Source organism: Streptomyces sp. NPDC104307 (assembly GCF_055584045.1).
This window is the reverse complement of sequence record NZ_JBVJMU010000026.1, coordinates 14,129-33,616: the sequence shown is the minus strand read 5'-3', so window position 1 is coordinate 33,616 and position 19,488 is coordinate 14,129. Positions and strand designations below refer to the sequence as shown.

The following is a 19,488-nucleotide window of genomic DNA, read 5'->3' as shown; positions in this document are numbered from 1 at the left end:
CCGGCCCGCCACCTCGAGAGGCCGTTGATGATGCGGTCCATCACGTCGCCGCCCGTCGGGTCGGTGAGGTTGGCAAGTTCCATGCCGTCCACCGTCAGCGTGCGCCGCTCGTAGGTTCCGTCGAAGAGGCCACCGAGAAGGCTACGAGTGCGACGATCGTAAGTCCGGCCACCAAGATCCTTTGATTACAGGTCGTCAGCCGTTCCGTCGATGACGGGGCCGCATCCTTCGGGAAGGTTGGCGACGATCAGATCGACTGCCCCCTCCACTGTCTCGGGCTCGCCGAGGGTGGCGCCGTCGGAGTTGCGGATCACCACGAACCCGCCGCCACCGCGGGGGAACAGGGCGCCCACATCCTGGGTCCACGGGGATCGGATGCACCGGCTGAAGTAAAGGGCACCGTGGCTCACCACGGGAAATAGTTCTCGCAGGCGAGGGTCCGCGTACGCCGCTCGGGGCATAGCCGGGTCGATCAATCCGTCGCTGGAGTCGAGGACCGTCTTCCATTTCGCTGCGACGATTTCTGCCGCTCGCAGGCGGTCCTCATCATCTACCATTTGACGATTCATCCCTTTCTGGGTTTAGGAGGTTGCACCTCGGGAATGTCCGGCTTCGGAACATTTTCGACTTCCTCATTGCCTGAGTACCATTTTATTTCCTCCCAGGGGCGTCCGAGTGGATCAGGCTCGTTGAACATCACATCAGATTCGTACATACGCACATTGCGTGCGACGACGCTCATCTCCCAAGCCGTCCCCAAGCCTGGGCCCGGATAGTTCCCGGGGGTGGTACTGAATGGTTGGCCGCTCCGAACGGCAGTCTGGAAGGCGTCCACGATGGTCTCCGGGGTGTTCCAGTTGCCATACTCCCCCCTGCTGTTCGGCATCCCGTCGAGAGTGATGAACAAGGTGGTGTCTCGATCGCCCACAGCGGCCATGACGTTCGTCATCCACACAGGCCCGGACGGCTCGATCTGGGCGTAGTCGCCCCCGTTGTAAGTGTGTGCTCCTGGTTCGCCGTTGGCGCGGAGGTGCGCGGCCAGCGAGTTTGAGGCGTTCGTGGGATCCTGGTTCACCCCCAGCACCACGCTGTGACGGTCCTGCCCGCTCCGGTGCGGGCACCCCGCCAGCCCGAGCGGGTCGATCCACCGTGTGGGGTTGTCGACGTAGGCGATCGCGTTCGGGGCGGGGGTAAGGCCGAGAGGGTCGGGGGAGAGGTAGCGGCCGGTTTCGGGGTCGTAGTGGCGGTGGCGGTTGTAGTGGAGTCCCGATTCGGGGTCGAAGTACTGGCCCGGGAAGCGCAGCGGGGTGTAGGCGTCGGCGGCGCGGTTCCACGAGGTTGTGCCCCACAGGGTGGCGCGGGTGTGCCATGCCACTTCGCCGTGCTCGTCGATGAGTTCACGCGGTGTGCCGACGAGATCGGTGATGATCGCGAAGAAGCGCTGGTCGACTTCAGATTCGTCCACGAGCCGTCGTTCCACCTGGCTTACCGGCTTCACACCGTCGTGATCCCAGGTGAGGGTGACGGAGTCCGGGGTGCCCGGTGTGGAGGTGGTCTGTTCGCACAGGGTGTCGCCGTCCCACGTGAAGGTCACCTCCTCGGAGACTGTCGCTCCGTCCCCGGACAGTCGCTGTTTGGCGGCGCGGCGCCCCAGGGCGTCGTAGAGGTAGCGCCAGCGCGTGCCGTCCGGTGTGGTGACCGAGATCAGGCGGTCCTCGGCGTCCCAGCCGTAACGCCAGGTGTCGGGCTTGCGGGAGAGTCGGGCCTTCTGCCGCAGGACCACCCGGCCTTGGGCGTCGTGTTCATAGCGGCAGCGGCCGGCCCGGGTGATGCGGGTGCCGGTGTACTCGCGCGGGCCGGTGGCGGGGTCCGTACCGGGCCAGGAGGCAGTGGTCTGGTTACCGGCCTCGTCGTACGCGTACCGCTCCGACCAGTTCTCCGCGGTGACACCGGTGACCCGGCCGTCACCAGTGACCTCCAGCCGCTTGTGCCCGCTGGTCAGTTCATCGACCGAGGTGAGGTGGCCATCGGCGCGGTACGTGTACGAGCGGCGCTGGAGTATCCGGTCGCCGGGCGTGCGGACACTCTGGTCGGTCAGGCGGCCTGCGGGGTCGTAGGCGTGTTCCACGGTCAGCGCGTCACCGATCCGGCGGGTCGTCTCGCGCCCCGCCTCGTCGAAGGCGAAGACCACGTGTCGCCCCGAAGCGTTCAGTTCGGCTCGCAGCCCGCTGGGGAAGGACCAGCTGCTGACAGCACCGGACGGTGTGACCCGGCGAGTACGGCGGCCGGCCTCGTCGTAGGTGTTGCTCAGTTCGCGGCCGTCGCAGATCTCGCGGAGGGCCCTGCCCGAACTGTCGCGGACGTAGGACAGCTCGGTGCCGGGGCTTGTCGCAGAGGCAAGGCGGCCGTGAATGTCGTAGTCGAAGTGCGTGACCGTGCCGCCGACGTCCTTGGCGGTGATTCGGCCCGCCGTGTCGCGGGTGTAGCGGACCGTCTGGCCCAGAGCGTTCGTGCGGGAGGTGAGGTGCCCGCAGGCGTCGTGTGCATAGCTGAGAGAGCGGCCGTCGAAGTCGGTCTCCGAGGTGAGGCGTCCCGCCGCATCGTAGATGTAGTCCCAGGTCAGCCCCTGGGGATTGGTGACACGGGACATGCGCAGTTCGGAGTCGTGTGTGAACTCCTGGCGCGCACCGTCGGGTGTGATGCGTGCGGAGACGAGATCGAAGTGCGTGTATTCGAAACGGGTCTCGCCGCCCGCCGCATCGGTGTGGACGAGGCAGTTGCCCTCGCCGTCGTACGTCCACGACTGCTGCGAGCCGTCGGGGTCCGTACGCCGGGCGGGTCTGCCCTCGACGGTCCATTCCAGCTCGGTGGTGCGGCCCTGCGGGTCGGTGATCCTCACCGCCCGCCCGAACGAGTCGCGGGTGTAGTGGGTGACCGTCCCGAGCGGCCCGCGCACCGCCAGCGGAAGACCGGCCCTGTCGCAGCGCAGCCGGTCCAGCGCGCCGAGGGAGTCGTCGACACCGGTGAGCTGGCCATCCGCTCCATGGGTGAGGCGGGTTGTCGTGCCGTTCGGCCGGGTGAAGAGCGTCGGGTTGCCCCGGTCGTCGTACTCCTGCCGCGAGGTCGCGCCGTCGGGGCCGGTGACGGAGGTGAGCTGGTTCAGGTCGTTGTACTCGATGTCGGCGGAGCTGCCGTCAGGGTGCTCGATCCGGGTCAGGTTTCCGTGATCGTCGTACGCGTAAGCGGTGGTCCGGCCGAGCGGATCCGTTCGGGAGAGGAGCCGGTCGTAGCGGTCGAAGGAACTGCGGGTGATGCCGCCCAGCGGATCGGTCTCCGCGACGGCCTGGAGCCGGTTGTTGAAGTGATGGACCTTGGTCGCGCCGAGAGAGTCCGTGTACCGGGTGACACGGTCGCCGGTCTCCGGGTGGACGTCGTATGCGAACGTGGACGACAGGTAGCCGGCCGGGCCGATCGTGCGGACGACGCGACCGGCATCGTCGTACACGTAGCGGAAAGTGGAGTCGTTACGGTCGGTCCAGGACGTGATCCGGGCGTCCGCGTCGTAGGTGAAACGAAGCGGCAGCCCTGATGAGTTGACGACGCTGCCGAGGTTTCCGAGGTGGTCGTAGTCGTAGCGCGTGACGGTGACCGGGCCGTCCGGCGTACGCAGCGACATCTCTCGTATTCGCGCGTCTTCGACGGCCAGATCGATCCGGTAGCCGCCGGAGTGGGCGACCGTTGACGGACTGCCGTCACCGAGGCGGACGAAGGAGATCCGGTTGAGGTTGCGGTCCTCGATCTCTCCGAGCCAGTAGGCCGACGACGTGTTGTACGGGCCTCCACGGAAGGAACGGGTCAGGCCCGTGTGCGGGTCGGTGACGCGATAGGTGGTCTCCGCGTTGTCCTGTCCGCCGTGCACCAGCGGGAGACGGGCACCCTCAAGGGGCAGGACGCCGTCGTCGTCACCGGGTAGCGGCAGCCGTGGGTAGACGAGGAGCGAACCGTCCTCCCGCGACCACACCGCGCCGACGCCGAGCGGGTCGAGCTCGATGCGCTCGTCCAGCGTGGATGCCCAGCTGCGGCCGAACCACTGGCCGTATCGGTATCCGGAGAGATGTGTCCGGCGGAGGACGAGTGGAAGTACTCCAGGCAGGGCTACATCGGTCTGCGGCAGGGTCATCTCACCGGTGGCGACGTCCACCGGGTCGTTCTCGCAAATCTTCTTGTCCAGAGAGATGCTGTGCCGGCGCGGCTCGTCCTTGGCGTTCTTCAGAACGTCCGCCTTGGTGCGAGCGGAGCCCTGACGTGTTCGGGTGCGCGGCAGGGGTTCTCCGTCGTCCTTGCGCACCTTGGACAACCGGTCCTTGATATCCAGGTCGATCTTCTTCTGGGCTTCGGATATCTCCTTGACCGCCTTCGGCAGGTCCTCACCGAGGTGGTTACCCATCGCCTTGTTGGCTTTGCCCAGCGCCTTCATGGCTTTGTCGAGCACGGGATCAAGGGCGCCGGCGATATCGTCCTTGCCCCGGGTCCGGCTGTGGTGCGTACCGGCCTTGGCCAGCCTGCCCGCAGTCTTGCCGTGGATGTCGACGCTTACCAGTTTCAGGCTGGTGCCGGCCCGGTCGTGCTCCCCGTGTTCGATGTGCACGCCCTTGCCGGGTGCGCCCCCCGGACCGTTCGCCGAAGCGAGCTGGAAGGACTCCTTGGCCCCCGCCACCCCTTCGTTGAAGCCCTCCTTGCCCGACTGCCCGACCTGGTTCATGTCGACGCCGTCCTGCAGCCCGAGCATGCTGGCGCCGACCTGTATCGCCAGATCCGCGGCCATGTTCTCCAGCGCGGAGACGGCCGGTTCGGTCAGAGCGGAGACGATGTAACTGACCACCTCCTCCAGGCACTCCTTGATGACCCGGCGGATGGCCTGCTGGGCGACCGCGATCGCTCCTCCGCCGATGAGCATGGACAGCCCGCCGGTCACCGGTATCAGGGCCATGGAGATGCCCGCCTTGCCCGCCAGCACGCTCAGATGGACAAGCGCCGCGTACTTCATGGCCTCGATCGCCGTGGCCGCGTTGTCCAGGGCTCCGGCAATCGTGCGAGCGCCGTCGGCCAGGTCCTTTACATGCCTGTTCTTGATCTTGCCCCAGTGGCTGCCCAGCGCGTCCAGGGCTTCACCATGACCGGACGAGAGCAAACGTTGCACGTATTGGTTGGCAAGGTGACCGTCGTCCTCTACGTCCTCGGCGAACTCCCGGAGAGCGTCGGCCATGTCTCGGTACGCGTCTTCGTCGACGTTCGGCCAATTGACTCCGATGACGTCAAGCAGAGTATCGGCCCAATCGGGCACAGTTACGGACACAGTACGAAGTCCCCCCGAACCAAGCTGCGTTCACTGAATGCAGATGCGAAGAGAATCTCATTCCTGGACTGCTCTACCAAGACCTTTCCAAGCCGGTCCAGGCCGGATGCGGGCCGGATGTGGGCCGGATGTGGGCCGGACGCCTCAGAGCCCCGGGCGTTGGCCCGGGGCTCTGAGGTTGAGGAGAACGGCCAGGGCCGCCTTCGAGGTACGGCCCGCAGGTCTCCTCCGACGCCTCGCGCTCACGCAGCTCGGCTACGAAGTCCGCCTGAGGCCCCCGGTCACGCCTTCGGCGCGACCTTCGAGAGGCCGTTGATGATGCGGTCCATCGCGTCGCCGCCCGTCGGGTCGGTGAGGTTGGCGAGCATCTTGAGGGTGAACTTCATCAGCAGCGGGTGCGTCAGACCGCGCTGGGTGGCGACCTTCATGACCTTCGGGTTGCCGATCAGCTTCACGAAGGCGCGGCCCATCGTGTAGTAGCCGCCGTAGGTCTCCTTGAGGACCTTCGGGTAGTTGTTCAGGGCCAGTTCGCGCTGGGCGGGGGTCGCACGGGCGTGGGCCTGGACGATGACGTCCGCCGCGATCTGGCCCGACTCCATGGCGTACGCGATGCCCTCGCCGTTGAACGGGTTGACCATGCCGCCCGCGTCACCGACCAGCAGCAGGCCCTTGGTGTAGTGCGGCTGGCGGTTGAACGCCATCGGGAGGGCGGCGCCGCGGATCGGCATCGTCATGTTGTCCGGGGTGTAGCCCCAGTCCTCCGGCATCGAGGCGCACCACGCCTTGAGGACCTCGCGCCAGTCCAGCTCCTTGAACGCGGCCGAGGAGTTGAGGATGCCGAGGCCGACGTTGGACGTGCCGTCGCCCATGCCGAAGATCCAGCCGTAGCCGGGCAGCAGGCGGTCCTCCGTTCCCCGGCGGTCCCAGAGTTCCAGCCAGGACTCCAGGTAGTCGTCGTCGTGGCGGGGCGAGGTGAAGTACGTACGGACCGCGACGCCCATCGGGCGGTCCTCGCGGCGGTGCAGGCCCATCGCGAGGGAGAGCCGGGTGGAGTTGCCGTCGGCGGCGACGACGAGCGGGGCGTGGAAGGTGACCGGGGTCTTCTCCTCGCCGAGCTTCGCGTGCACGCCGGTGATCCGGCCGGTGCGGGGGTCGGTGATCGGGGCGCCGACGTTGCAGCGCTCGTACAGCCGCGCGCCGCCCTTCTGCGCCTGACGGGCCAGCTGCTCGTCGAAGTCGTCGCGCTTGCGGACCAGCCCGTAGTCCGGGTAGGAGGCGAGATCCGGCCAGTCCAGCTGGAGCCGGACGCCGCCGCCGATGATGCGCAGGCCCTTGTTACGGAGCCAGCCCGCCTCTTCGGAGATGTCGATGCCCATGGAGACGAGCTGCTTGGTGGCGCGCGGGGTGAGGCCGTCGCCGCAGACCTTCTCGCGGGGGAAGGCCGTCTTCTCCAGGAGGAGGACGTCCAGGCCCGCCTTGGCGAGGTAGTACGCGGTCGTGGAGCCGGCTGGGCCTGCCCCGACGACGATCACATCCGCGCTGTGTTCGGACAGGGGCTCGGTCACGGTCGGATCTCCCGAAGACTCGAAATCGCGTGCCGCGCGGCACATGGCCCGTGCAGTCTATGGGGGCCCGCTGATCAAGCTCCCGAAGGGCTCCCCCATGTCGACCGCGCCCGCGCCCCGGCGCCGGGGGCCGTCAGGCCCGGACGCCCCGGTGCAGCGCGACCACGCCGCCGGTGAGGTTGCGCCAGGCGACGTCCGACCAGCCGGCCCGCTGGAGCTTCGCCGCGAGCCCGGCCTGGTCGGGCCAGGCGCGGATCGACTCGGCGAGGTAGACGTACGCGTCGGGGTTGGACGACACCGCGCGCGCGACCGGCGGCAGCGCCCGCATCAGGTACTCGGTGTAGACGGTCCGGAACGGCGTCCAGACCGGCTGGGAGAACTCGCAGATGACGACCCGGCCGCCCGGCTTCGTCACCCGGTACAGCTCGCTCAGAGCCGCGTCCGTGTCCTGGACGTTGCGCAGCCCGAAGGAGATGGTGACCGCGTCGAACGTCTCGTCCCGGAACGGCAGCCGCGTCGCGTCGCCCGCCGTGAACGGCAGCCAGGAGTTGCGCTTCTTGCCCTCCTGGAGCATCCCGATGGAGAAGTCGCACGGCACGACGTACGCCCCGGTCGCGGCGAACGGCAGCGAGGACGTCGCGGTCCCGGCGGCGAGGTCGAGGACCTTCTCCGCAGGCCGGGCGTGGACCGCCTTGGCGACCTCCTTGCGCCACAGCCGGGCCTGGCCGAGCGAGAGCACGTCGTTGGTCAGGTCGTAGTTCGCCGCCACGTCGTCGAACATCGAGGCGACTTCGTGCGGCTGCTTGTCCAGAGAGGCTCGGGTCACGCCTCCCATTCAAGCAGTCCGCCGGTGGAGCGACCGGGCGGGCCCGCCGTCGGGGGCCGGGGCGGGGCCGCCGTCGGGGGCCGGGGGTGTGGGGTCAGCGACGCAGCGCCTCGGCGGGCTGGGTACGGGATGCCCGCCATGCCGGATACAGCCCCGCCAGTACGCCGGTGACCAGACCGATCGCGGGGGCCGCCGCGGCGGTGGCCGGGTGCACGACCGGGGTCCAGTCGCGGGCTACCGCCACCCCCACCACGGTCACCACACCCAGCGAGGTCCCGACAAGGCCGCCCAGCGCTCCCAGCACACCGGACTCGGCGAGGAACTGGAGGGTGATGTGTCTGGCCCGTGCGCCGAGGGCGCGCCGCAGCCCGATCTCGCCGGTGCGTTCCAGGACCGACACCAGGGTGGTGTTGGCGATGCCGACCGCCCCGATGACCAGGCAGATGCCCGCCAGCAGCAGGAACAGCTGGCTCAGGTCGCCGCTGACTCCGGAACGGAGCATCCGGGGATCGGGCGGCGGGAGCGCCTTGAGGTATTCGGGGTGGTCGGGTCGCAGCGCGGTCGGGGCCAGCCTGGCGATCTGCTGGGCGGCGCCCAGTTCCGTCGAGACCAGCATCGTCGCACTGCCACCCTCGGGCGGCCCCCAGACCTTCTCGGCCGTGGTGCGCGGGACGACCACCGACAGCAGCAGGTCCGCCTTGCGTTCGGTGTTCTCGATGATCCCGGTGACGGTGAACGGCTGGTCCCCGACGAAGACGGCCGGCCGGGTCTCCAGAGTGGTGATTCCGAGCCGGGCCGCGACACCCGACCCGATCACCGCGACGAACGCACCGTCGTCGGACATCAGATCGTCGTAGATCCGGCCCTGGGCCAGCGAGGGCTCGGCCGCCTCCAGTACGCCGGGGGAAGCGGCGATCACCTGCGTCCGCCCGCCACCGGCCGTACCGCCCACCGGGGCGGAGCGCACGGTGACGTCGGCGGCCAGACGCACCGGCCAGTACACCCCGGCGCTGCGCACCCCGTTCAGCCTCTCCACCCGCACGTCGGCGTCCGGCGGAAACGCGGGCTCCGCGAACTCGTATCGTTCCGAGGCCTTGTCCTCGACCGACACCTCCGTGGCACTCAGCGAGTCGAAGCGCGCGTCGATCTGCGAGGAGGCCGTGGCGGTCAGCCCCAGGATCGCGACGAACGTCCCCACACCGAGGACCGTTCCGAGCGCGGTCAGAGCCGACCGGGCGGGACGTTGGAGCATGCCGGCGAGTGATTCGGCCAGCAGGTCGCCGGAGGAGAACACCGAGGACTCCACCAGGCGGCTCCGGCGCCTTCGCAGCCTCCCTCGGATCACGTGGCCGCCCCCTCGCGCTCGTGCAGCACGCCGTCGCGGATCGTGACCGTACGCGCGCCGCGTCCCGCCACCTCCGGGTCGTGTGTGATCACCAGCACAGTCATGCCATCGGCGTGCAGGTCCGCGAGCAGGGTCAGCACAGAGCGTGCGTTGGCCGTGTCGAGGTTGCCGGTCGGTTCGTCGCAGAGCAACAGGGAGGGCCTGGCCACCAGCGCCCGCGCGATCGCCACCCGCTGCCGCTCTCCGCCGGACAGCCGGGTGGGCAGGGAGTCGACACGGTGCCCGAGCCCGACCCGTACCAGGGCCTCGTTCGCCCGTCGGCGGCGCTCCTTGCGGGCGACGCCGCTGTAGACCATGGCCAGCGTCACGTTCTCCAGGGCGCTGCGGTGGGGCAGGAGGTGGAACGACTGGAAGACGAAGCCGATCCGGCGGCCGCGTAGCGCGGTGCGGTCGCCGTCCTTCATCGCTCCGGTGTCCAGGCCGTCGAGGAGGTAGCTGCCGCCGGTCGGGGCGTCCAGCAGACCTGCGATGTTGAGGAACGTGGACTTACCGGAGCCGGAAGGACCGACGACGGTCACGAACTCGCCCCGTTCGATCACCAGATCGCAGGGCCGGAAGGCGGCGACCGGCGGTGGGCCGGGATACGTCAGGGCGACCTGGCGGAACTCGATGACGGGTACGGGGACGCGTACGGGTACGGGTACGGGTGCGGGCTCGGGCTCGGGCTCAGTCACTTCCGCACCCCGGTGACCACTCTGTCGCCCGCGCGCAGGGCGGCCTTCGCCACAGGCTGGACGGACACGTAGCCGTCGCCGGATGTGCCGGGACGTACCTCCACTCGCTTCTGGTCTCCGGACCCGGTGGCCACGGTCACTACCGTCCTGCCGTCCGCGCCCGCCGTGATCGCGGTGATCGGAACCACCAGTGCCCGACCGCCGGTCGAAGCCGCCTCGATCGTCAACCGCACGTCTTGACCCGACAGTTGGGCATCAAGCGACTTGTCCGGAGTGATCTGCACCAGATAGCCCACGGGTCCGGCTGCCGGAGTGCCACCACCCTCGCCTCCGCCCGCCCCGGGCTCGGCGTCACTCCGGTCCGGCGCCGTCTGCGTATCGGCGACACGGGTGACCTCGGCGCGCGCCGACACCCCGGTGGCCTCCGAGTAGATCTCCACGTGCTGGCCGGCACGCAACAGCCCCTTCTGGTACTCGGGGACGTACGCCCGGACGGCCAGCCTGCCCGAGGACAGCGTCATGACCGTTCCGGACACCTTGCCGCCCACGACGCCCTGCACCGCGCTCACCCGGGCCGGGAAGCTGTCCAGGAACACCGTCTCGCCCGCAGGCAGCATCGGGCCCGACTTCGCCTGTATCTCCGCATAGTCGGCGCGTGCGTCGGCCAGGTCCTCCTCGGCCCGTTCCACGGCCTTGTGCGGATCGGCAGGGGTGCCGGCATCGCCCTTCGCCGCGGGGCCGGAGTCCTTGGCATCCTCCAGCGCCCGCTCGGCCGACCGCACCGCCTCCGCGGCCGCCCCGACCCCTTCGCCGTCGTCATCCTGGGCCGGCAGCGGTTCGTAGCCGATGGACGCGTAGAAGGAGTTGAGCGCCGTCTTGGTCCCCGCGCCGAAGGTGCCGTCCGCGTCAGGTTCGGTGGGGTGTCCGAGGTCCCGCAGCGCCTTCTGGAGCTGCCCGACGTCATCGCCCTCACTGCCGGGGCGCAGGTCCCGGTAGACCGGAACCCTCCCCCGCAGCACGAACACGGGGCGGCCGGAGACCTCCATCAGCAGGCGACCACTGCTCAGGACGTCCTGCGCCTTGACCGGCAGCTTGGTGATGACCGCGCCGGTGGCTCCCTCGCCGCCGCCGGACACCTGCGGGGAGACGTTCACGGTCTGCCCCGCCCGCACCTGGCCCCGGGTGATCACCGAGGACACCAGGACCCGGCGCTCCACCACCGCGGTCAGCACATCCTCCTTCGGAGCACGGGCTTCCGCCGCTGCCTGGGCGGGGGACTTGATGACCATCGACGCACCGACCCCGGCGGCGCCGAGCACCGCGGCGGCGACGGCGACCGCAACCACCCAACGACGGCGCCGGGCCAGCCCGCTGTCCGGCGCCTGCCCGTCGATGCCGCCACCCTCTTCGTTCTGGGTGCTGTCGTCAGGCTCAACAGGCTCGCTGCTCATCGAAGACCTCTCCCCCGGACAGGTCAGCCGCCGACTACTGTGTCGCCCGCAGGCCGGGGGTCACACACTCGGTTCGCCTTGCGGTAGTCGGGGTTCGTCTTCATCGCGTGGGCCATCTCACCGCTGAGTGGGGCAGCCCCGTCCGGACCGGGTTCCGGATAGCCCTTGACCCCGTGCTCCCGAAGACAGGCGCTCAGCTTCCTGGCCCGCTCCATGTCCTCCTCGGACGCGGGCACCGTGGTCGGTGAGGGCTGGAGACCTACGCACTCCTTCTCCGCCGCCAGAATGGCCGTGTCGTTGTTCTGCCCCTTCTTGACCCGCAGCCCGCCGTCGCCGGTCGTGTCCAACGGGATCCCCTGGTCCTCCAGGCATCGGTAATACGCGGTGTCCGTCGCTTCCCGGGTGGGCTTCGCCTGCCCGGTGGCCGTCGAGCCGGAGCATCCGGCGGTCACGAGGGAGAGCAGCACCAGCGCCGCGGCGCATCTGGCGACAGCAGGAACGGGGCGCATACAGGACTCCCGGGAGAGAAACAGCGGCGTGGGGGAAACAGTCACCGCGCATGAGGCGGACGCCGCTCATCACGCATCCAACAGACGCTCTCGACAGGCGACTTGGCGGCCGGTGACGAAGTATCGGACAGCCAAGATACCGAGCCCGTTCGCGGACAACAACTGTCCTTGAGGGCAGTACCCATCTCCATGCACGCCGCATTGAATTGCTGGCGCTCACGACTCATCAGCCCCAGCACGACCCGTCAGCACATGGAGGAGAGACCAAATGACTCGTTCAACCGCTATGCGGCGGCTGACCGGTATCACCCTGGCCGCGACCGCGGTCACCGGGCTGATACTCACGACCGCCGGCACGGCAACCGCTGCCGGACACAAGAACGGGAACGTCGACAGCGGAGAGTTCGGGCTCTACTACAACTCGAACTACGTCGGCTGCGTCTTCGACCTGCTCTACTCGGACGAGAGATTCTCCGACGACCGCTTCGTCTCGTCGACCACCTCGCAGACCTGCCCCGGTCAGAACCAGACCCCCGATGACAACACCGCGTCGTACTGGAATCGCGACGTGACCACCTGGGACGTGTACACCAATCCGCTCCGAGGCGGTATCCACGGCTCCCTGCCGCTCGACTACTACGGCAACGCGTCCGCCACGTTCAAGAACGAGATCTCGTCGGCGTACTACTTCTGACCGGCCCGCAGACGTACACCACCACCCGCTGATACGCACCGCTGTTCTGCCCGTAAGCGCCGGGCAGAACAGCGGCTGCCACATCGTACGACCAGGCCACCCGCGAAGGATCCGCATGCACCCGCTCCCCGGCCGCCGCCACCTCCACCGCTCCGCCGTCGCGATCTGCGCCGCCGCCTTTCTCGCCGCCTGCTCCTCCCCCACCGACAAGGGGCAGACCGACGGGGCGTCGGAACCCGAGATCTCGGCCACTCCCACGATGCTCAGCACCGTGGGGGCACGGTTCCCCCTGGACGCCTACGACGCGACGCAGGAGGAGGCCGCCGCGCTACAGGAAGGCCAGGGCGTTCTCATCTCCCGTTGCATGGAACGCTTCGGCTTCCGCTACAGCCTCCCGTCGCGACCCGCCTCCGCCGAATCCGGCCGGTCGAACGCACGGGTCTTCGGAGTGGTGGACGCGAGCGAGGCGGCCCAGTACGGCTACGGCAACCCAGGAGAAGCACAAGCGCCCCGGCGGACTCCGCAGAGCCTCACCCCGTCCGAGGAGATCGCGCTGCACGGCGCACCCGATCTGACCCCCGGCGACATGCCGAGGAGCCAGGCGGAGGCCGAGAAGAAGGGCGGCGGCAAGCAGCGGATCAACGGCAGGGCGGTGCCCGTCGGCGGCTGTGGACGTGAGGCGTTCCTGAAGCTGTACGCCCCCGAGCCGAACGCCGTGGACGCGTTGTACGTCTTCAACCTCAAGTCCCAGGCGGAGTCACGCTCGCGCGAGGACTCCCGTACCAAGAAGGTCAACAAGCGCTGGTCCGGCTGCATGGCGCGGAAGGGACACACAGCGAGCGATCCGATGAACGCCACCACAGAGCTGGGCATCACCGACGACGCTCTCGGCACCCCCGCCGCCATCACCGCCGCCAGGGCTGATGTCGCCTGCAAAAAGGAAGTCGGCCTGGTCGGCGTGTACTTCGCGGTCCAGTCCGCTTACCAGAAGCGGCAGATCGACAAGAATGCAGAAACGCTCGACCTGGCAAAGAAGCAGCTCAAGAATCGACTCAAACTCGCCGCTTCACTCATTGCGTCGCCCTGAAAAATCGCCCCGAACCCCCCTCTCGCGGCGCCCGCATCGTGGTCCGCGCCCAGAATCCGTGCGCCCTCCGTGCTACGTTCCTGCCGCTCTTGAACCAGCACCCTGGGGGGATCATGACGGTTCAATGCCTTGTCTGTACCGGCCCGGTCATGGACGACCGGGCTTTTGACGACCCGCATGAAAGCCCGTCCGCGACCCGTCTCGTACCACCGCCTCTCCGTCCGCTCACCGCCACGGAAGAGCAGCTTTTCGCCACCTTGCACAGCGCGCCGTCGAATGAGGAGATCGCGGCCCGTCTGCATATTTCTCCGCGGACGGTGAAGTTCCACCTCACCAATATCCGGTCGAAACTCGACGGGATACCGAGGCTCAGGCTCTGCCTGCTGTCCGCGCTGCACCGCAGGGGCCTGCCGTCTCTGTGCAGCGCCTGCGCGCCGGTGTTCCCGGAGCCTGCGGCCGTCTCCTCGGCCTGTGCGACTCCTGCGGTGCCGGGGCCCGAACAGTCCTGACCCCGCCATCCGGACCCGGCCGTTTCCCCCGCCCTGCTCACCCGGCCGCCGAGGCCCCGCCCCGCTTCGCACCGTCCTGTCCGGGATTCGGACACGGGTTTGAATTCGGCTTCAACCTTTCCGGCCCGTGCGCTCTCAGTAACAGGAGGAGAGACCACGACGGACCGTGAAGGGGGCCGGATGAGCGCGGGGACCGGCCGGGACGCCGGCAACAGCTTCGAGGAGTTCGCGCGGGCGGGCCAGCGACGGCTGTACCGGACCGCGTACCTGCTGTGCGGCGACGCGGAGGCGGCCCGCGATCTGACCCAGACGACGCTGGCCAAGCTGTTCCAGCACTGGCACCGGGTGAGCGCCGCCGACCACCCGGACGCCTACGCCAGGACCGTGCTGACCCGCACCTACATCGCCGAGCGCCGCCGGCGGCTGCGCGACGTCCGTGCCCATACGCCGATCGCCGCGCACGCACCGGCGGTCGGACCCGAACTGACGGTCACCCTGCTGGCCGCGCTGGCCGAACTGCCGCCCCGCGCACGGGCGATGGTCGTACTGCGCTACTGGGAGGACCTGAGCGTGGAGACCGTGGCCGAACTGCTGCGGTGCAGCCCGTCCACCGTGAAGAGCCAGTGTTCGCGCGCGCTCGCCACCCTGCGTACGCGGCTGGGCGACGCACACCTCTACACCACCCGAAGCTGAGGAGAACCGTCGTGGACATGTCTTCTGACCGCTTTCCCGGCCGGGCCGCGGACGACGGGGCCGAGGCCGCCGCCGAAGTGGAGGTGGCCGAGACCCTGCTGATCCGGGCGGCCATGGAGCAGGCGACCGACGGCGCGCCGACCCTGCCGGACCTGGTGCCCGCCGCCCTGGTCCAGGGCCACCGGCGCCGCACCCGGGCCCGCGCGACCATAGGGGCGGTGGTGACGGGGGTGGTGGCGCTCGGCGCACTCGGCGCGGTGCTGCCCCTGTGGGGCGGGGGCGGCGGTACGGAACCCGCCCGGACGTGGTCCGCCGCCGCGCGGCCCACGAGCATCGCGCCGACGCCGGGCCCGGAGGACGCCCCGACGAACGTGCCGTCACCCGTGTCGTCGGACGCGCCCTCGGGGGCGTCGTCGGCCCCGACGTCACCGGTTCCCACGGATGCGCCGGAACCGTCCACCGTGCACATCGAGCCGTCCCCCGGACAGGCGACCATGGCCGATCTGCCGGCCGCGGAACGGAAGCGGCAGGAGAAGTTCCAGCGGCTTGTCGCGCTGGTGCTCGGGAAGCTGCTGCCACGGAAGGTGGGCCCGGTCCACCCGGTGGACCTCGCCGTCAGCCAGTACCGGGCCGGGGTCGGCGGCGAGATCTACCCGGTCGTCCTCTCGGTGCGCCCCGAGAGCGACCGGAGTGTCGCTCCGCAGGAAGCGCCCTGCCGCCAGTACCCGGACGGCCTGCTGCGCTGCGAGCGGGCGGTGCTTCCCGACGGGACCGAGGCCCAGGCCGTGACGTCGGTCGCCGGCCCGGACGGGTCACCGGCCGCCACGAGCACCCTCGTCCGCTTCACGTACGGCGACAGCGCGGTCGTCCTCTCGGTCGGCGGTGACGACGGCACAGGGGGGCCGTCACCCGTCACCGCCGATCAACTGCTCGCCGTCGCGGGGGACTCCGGGTTCATGGATCTCGTGAAGTACGCGGCGGCACACCCCATGGAATCGAAGGAGTACGCGGATCGTGTCGGCTGAGGTACGGAGACAGCAGGGGCAGCGACGGGGCGGCCGGGGGGCCCGGCGGCGCCCACGGCAGGAACGTCGCCGTCGCGGCCGGATACGGCTGCTGGTCGCGGTCCTCGTGCCGACGGCCGTGATCTGCGTCGCGGTGGCCGCCTCGCCGCTGTGGACCGGCGGGGACGATCCTTCGAGCGCCGCAGCAGCGTCCGGATCGGCCAACTCCCCTTCCGTTTCCGGTGATGAGTCGCTCGCAGAGGATTCCGCCTCCGTTTCCGGTTCGAAGGCCGGGGCGAGTACGAAGCCGAAGGCGCGCGCCAAGCCCAAGGTCAGCGCGAAGACCAAACCGGGCTCCGGCTCCAAGGGCGGCGGCCATCCCGCCATTCCCTCCCACGGCCCCGGCACCTTCACGGTCGCGCGGGCGGGCGCGACCTCGGGCGGTGGCAACGCCTACCGGGTCGAGGTCGAGGACGGCACCGGCGTCGACCCGGACGCGGCCGCCACCCAGATCGCCGGGTTCCTCGCCGCCCCGCGCGGCTGGGCGCACGGCGGGGAGCACACGTTCCACCAGGTCAGGAAGGGCCCTGCGGGGCTGGTCGTCCGGATCGCCACGGCGGCGACCGTCGACAGGATCTGCGGGAGCAGCGGCCTCAACACCCATGGCGAGGTCAACTGCCGCGTCGGCGTCGATGTCATGGTCAACCTCAAGCGCTGGCAGACCGGTTCACCCGAGTTCAACGGACCCTTGGCCGAATACCGCGCCCTCATCATCAACCACGAAGTCGGCCACTGGCTCGGCCACGGCCACGAAACCTGCCCCGGCAGGGGCCGGTCCGCCCCCGCCATGATGCAGCAGATCTACGGACTCAAGGGATGCGTCGCCAACGCCTGGCCCTACGACGCGAAGGGCCAGTACCTGGGCGGACCCTCCGTGCCATGAGGCTCCTGTGACTCCTGAGGCACCCGCCCTGCCCGCTTCATAAGTGAGTGGACTGAACCAATCCGATCCGGCAACAGTCATTACAGGGAGAAGTACGAACACCTGAGCACTGAGGAGGGGCGCGGATGTCCGGATCGGACGTGCGTCAGCGGGGTCAGCGGAGACGTGGCCGGAAACGGCTGTTCGTCATGGCCGTCGTCCCGGTCGTGCTGGTGGCGGCCACCGTGGCAGGGCTCCGGTGGAAGCACGAGCGCGCGGCCGGCTCCGGCTCCACCGCCTCCTTCACCGTCGCCCGCGCGGCCGCGTCGGACACCGGCAAGGGCCACGCCTACCGGGTCGAGGTGGAGGACGGTTCGGGCCTGGACCCGGACAAGGAGGCGGCCGAGGTCGCCCGCATCCTGGCCGCGCCCCGGGGCTGGTCGCACCACGGCGAGAACACCTTCCGCCAGGTCGCAGAGGGCCCTGCGGGACTGGTCATACGCATAGCCTCGCCCCGGACCACGGACCGGATCTGCGGGAAGAGCGGCCTGGACACGCACGGCGAGGTCAACTGCCGCGTCGGCGTAGACGTCATGGTCAACCTCAAGCGCTGGCAGACCGGTTCACCCGAGTTCAACGGACCCCTGGCCGAATACCGCGCCCTCATCATCAACCACGAAGTCGGCCACTGGCTCGGCCACGGCCACGAAACCTGCCCCGGCAAGGGACGCCCGGCCCCCGCCATGATGCAGCAGATCGACGGACTCAAGGGATGCGTCGCCAACGCCTGGCCCTACGACGCCAAGGGCCACTACCTGGGCGGACCCTCCGTACCCTGAGACTTCTGACGCACCCGAGGCTCCTGAGGCGCCCGACGCGCTCAGCGCCGCCGGTACACCAGCCGCCCGGCCAGGACGGTGACCACGCAGGACGCCGCCCCCACCGCGACGAGCGCGGCTTCGTCCGGTACGTCGAACACGGCGAAGTCGGCGCGGGCGCCGGTGACGAGCGGGGCGTGCACGGAGCCCGCCAGGTCACGGCCCCCGGCGAGCGGATCGAGGTCCAGGACCTCACCCTCGGGAGCCCCGGCGACGGGCAGCACCTCCACCAGGCCGGACCGGGACACCGCGGTCCGCACGGCCGGGTCGTGGAACGGGCCGGTGAGGTGCGTCGTCCCGTGCCGCAGCATCTGCTGGAGACCCCGGCGTACGCTGCCCGCCCACCGGGTCGCGTCCAGCTCCCGTGCCAGCCGTGCGAACGCCTCGCCCGACAGCGGTTCGACGCCGAGTTCGTCCGCCTCGCGCGGGTCGGGGTGGTAGCAACGGGTCAGCAGCCACTCCGCGTGCCGCTGCCGGAGCCCCGGGGCGATGACGCCCGGCCACTGCCGTACGCGCGCCGCCGGATGAGCGGCGGCGACCGCCTCGTACGGACCGAGGGCGACGATCCGGTCCCCGTCCACCGCCACCGCGCCCCGCTCGACGGGGCCCGCGCCGACCGGGAGGACCAGCGGCGCGGCGTGGACGGTCAGCACGACGGCGTCAGTTGGCGTTCAGGAGCTTGAGCTCCGGGTGGGCGGTGCCGCCCTCGATCGCGGTGGACGAGATGTGCGAGACGACGCGCTCGTCGACCGGGTCGTTCGCCGGGTCGTCGTGGACGACGAGGTGCTCGTACGTGGTGGCGCGCTGGGCCGGGACCCGGTCCGCCTTGCGGATCAGGTCGATGATCTCCAGCCGGTTGGAGCGGTGCTTGGCTCCGGCGGAGGAGACGACGTTCTCCTCCAGCATGATCGAGCCGAGGTCGTCCGCGCCGTAGTGCAGCGACAGCTGGCCGACCTCCTTGCCGGTGGTCAGCCAGGAACCCTGGATGTGCGCGACGTTGTCCAGGAAGAGCCGGGCGATGGCGATGATCCGCAGGTACTCGAAGAGCGTGGCCTGCGTCTGGCCCTTCAGCTTGTTGTTCTCCGGCTGGTACGTGTACGGGATGAAGGCGCGGAAGCCGCCCGTGCGGTCCTGTACGTCGCGGATCATGCTCAGGTGCTCGATGCGCTCGGCGTTGGTCTCGCCCGTGCCCATCAGCATGGTGGAGGTCGACTCGACACCGAGGCCGTGGGCGATCTCCATGATCTCCAGCCAGCGCTCGCCGGACTCCTTGAGCGGGGCGATCGCGGTACGCGGCCGGGCCGGCAGCAGCTCGGCGCCCGCGCCCGCGAAGGAGTCGAGACCGGCGGCGTGGATGCGGCTGATGGCCTCCTCCGCGGAGACCTTCGAGATCCGGGCCATGTGCTCGATCTCGGAGGCGCCGAGCGAGTGGATGACCAGCTGCGGGAACGCCTTCTTGATCGCGGAGAAGTGCTCCTCGTAGTACTCCACGCCGTAGTCCGGGTGGTGGCCGCCCTGGAACATGATCTGGGTGCCGCCCAGCTCGACGGTCTCCGCGCAGCGGCGCAGGATGTCGTCGAGATCGCGGGACCAGCCCTTGGCGGTGTCCTTGGGCGCGGCGTAGAACGCGCAGAACTTGCACGCCGTCACGCACACGTTCGTGTAGTTGATGTTGCGCTCGATGATGTACGTCGCGATGTGCTCCGTACCGGCGTAACGGCGCCGGCGTACGGCGTCGGCGGCCGCGCCCAGCGCGTGCAGCGGGGCGGAGCGGTAGAGGTCGAGCGCCTCCGCCGGAGTGATCCGCCCGCCTTCGGCGGCTCGGTCGAGGATGGGCTGGAGGTCGGCCTTCTCGGTCACCGGGCTGTCACCTTTCGGCGGTTTTTCAACGGATCTACGGACCGGTTCAGCGTAC

The 19,488-nt window shown here is 69.6% G+C and carries 17 protein-coding genes; 7 read left to right on the top strand and 10 right to left on the bottom strand.

The window, feature by feature from the left end:
* Positions 1–185: 185 nt before the first annotated feature.
* The 8 genes from ACZ601_RS37270 to ACZ601_RS37235 form a co-directional block, all read right to left on the bottom strand.
* Entirely contained in the window at positions 186–557 is a 372-nt protein-coding gene (locus ACZ601_RS37270; RefSeq protein ID WP_469546233.1) for a DUF6193 family natural product biosynthesis protein, read from the bottom strand.
* Positions 558–565: 8 nt separating this feature from the next.
* A complete protein-coding gene (locus ACZ601_RS37265) occupies positions 566–5,356 on the bottom strand; it encodes an RHS repeat-associated core domain-containing protein (protein ID WP_469546231.1) in 4,791 nt (1,596 codons plus the stop codon).
* Positions 5,357–5,637: 281 nt separating this feature from the next.
* Positions 5,638–6,921, bottom strand: a complete 1,284-nt coding sequence (locus tag ACZ601_RS37260) for a geranylgeranyl reductase family protein (RefSeq protein WP_311303867.1) — start codon at positions 6,919–6,921, stop codon at positions 5,638–5,640.
* A 133-nt stretch (positions 6,922–7,054) separates the two neighbouring features.
* Positions 7,055–7,747, bottom strand: a complete 693-nt coding sequence (locus ACZ601_RS37255) for a demethylmenaquinone methyltransferase (protein WP_073733152.1) — start codon at positions 7,745–7,747, stop codon at positions 7,055–7,057.
* Positions 7,748–7,841: 94 nt separating this feature from the next.
* Positions 7,842–9,053 carry an ABC transporter permease gene (locus tag ACZ601_RS37250; RefSeq protein ID WP_469546227.1) on the bottom strand — a complete coding sequence of 404 codons (1,212 nt, stop codon included), beginning with the start codon at positions 9,051–9,053 and terminating at the stop codon, positions 7,842–7,844.
* Between the two features lie 35 nt (positions 9,054–9,088).
* A complete protein-coding gene (locus tag ACZ601_RS37245; protein WP_469546225.1) occupies positions 9,089–9,826 on the bottom strand; it encodes an ABC transporter ATP-binding protein in 738 nt (245 codons plus the stop codon).
* Entirely contained in the window at positions 9,823–11,277 is a 1,455-nt protein-coding gene (locus ACZ601_RS37240) for a peptidoglycan-binding protein (protein ID WP_469546223.1), read from the bottom strand. Before ACZ601_RS37240 ends, ACZ601_RS37245 begins: the two co-directional genes overlap by 4 nt.
* A 23-nt stretch (positions 11,278–11,300) precedes the next feature.
* Entirely contained in the window at positions 11,301–11,786 is a 486-nt protein-coding gene (locus ACZ601_RS37235; RefSeq protein WP_469546221.1) for a hypothetical protein, read from the bottom strand.
* 268 nt (positions 11,787–12,054) lie between these two features.
* Here ACZ601_RS37235 and ACZ601_RS37230 point away from each other — a divergent pair, with 268 nt between their 5' ends.
* The 7 genes from ACZ601_RS37230 to ACZ601_RS37200 all read left to right on the top strand — a co-directional run bounded on the left by ACZ601_RS37230 (position 12,055) and on the right by ACZ601_RS37200 (position 17,534).
* Positions 12,055–12,480, top strand: a complete 426-nt coding sequence (locus tag ACZ601_RS37230) for a peptidase inhibitor family I36 protein (RefSeq protein ID WP_363222411.1) — start codon at positions 12,055–12,057, stop codon at positions 12,478–12,480.
* 115 nt (positions 12,481–12,595) lie between these two features.
* Positions 12,596–13,567: a hypothetical protein gene (locus ACZ601_RS37225; protein WP_469546219.1), complete on the top strand. Its 972-nt coding sequence runs from the start codon at positions 12,596–12,598 to the stop codon at positions 13,565–13,567.
* A 149-nt stretch (positions 13,568–13,716) separates the two neighbouring features.
* Entirely contained in the window at positions 13,717–14,076 is a 360-nt protein-coding gene (locus tag ACZ601_RS37220) for a helix-turn-helix domain-containing protein (RefSeq protein ID WP_469546217.1), read from the top strand.
* Positions 14,077–14,256: 180 nt separating this feature from the next.
* Positions 14,257–14,769 (top strand): SigE family RNA polymerase sigma factor, encoded by a 513-nt coding sequence (locus ACZ601_RS37215; RefSeq protein WP_469546215.1) that lies wholly within the window; start codon positions 14,257–14,259, stop codon positions 14,767–14,769.
* An 11-nt stretch (positions 14,770–14,780) separates the two neighbouring features.
* Complete coding sequence (locus ACZ601_RS37210) at positions 14,781–15,794, top strand: hypothetical protein (RefSeq protein ID WP_469546213.1); 1,014 nt, start codon at positions 14,781–14,783, stop codon at positions 15,792–15,794.
* Between the two features lie 88 nt (positions 15,795–15,882).
* Positions 15,883–16,716 (top strand): DUF3152 domain-containing protein, encoded by an 834-nt coding sequence (locus ACZ601_RS37205; protein WP_469546334.1) that lies wholly within the window; start codon positions 15,883–15,885, stop codon positions 16,714–16,716.
* Positions 16,717–16,841: 125 nt separating this feature from the next.
* Complete coding sequence (locus tag ACZ601_RS37200) at positions 16,842–17,534, top strand: DUF3152 domain-containing protein (RefSeq protein ID WP_469546210.1); 693 nt, start codon at positions 16,842–16,844, stop codon at positions 17,532–17,534.
* 41 nt (positions 17,535–17,575) lie between these two features.
* On the opposite strand, the gene ACZ601_RS37195 is transcribed toward ACZ601_RS37200, so the two are convergent.
* Both ACZ601_RS37195 and mqnC read right to left on the bottom strand, forming a co-directional pair.
* A complete protein-coding gene (locus tag ACZ601_RS37195; RefSeq protein WP_469546207.1) occupies positions 17,576–18,226 on the bottom strand; it encodes an imidazolonepropionase-like domain-containing protein in 651 nt (216 codons plus the stop codon).
* 7 nt (positions 18,227–18,233) lie between these two features.
* Positions 18,234–19,433, bottom strand: a complete 1,200-nt coding sequence (mqnC, locus tag ACZ601_RS37190; protein WP_073732770.1) for a cyclic dehypoxanthinyl futalosine synthase — start codon at positions 19,431–19,433, stop codon at positions 18,234–18,236.
* Positions 19,434–19,488 lie beyond the last annotated feature (55 nt).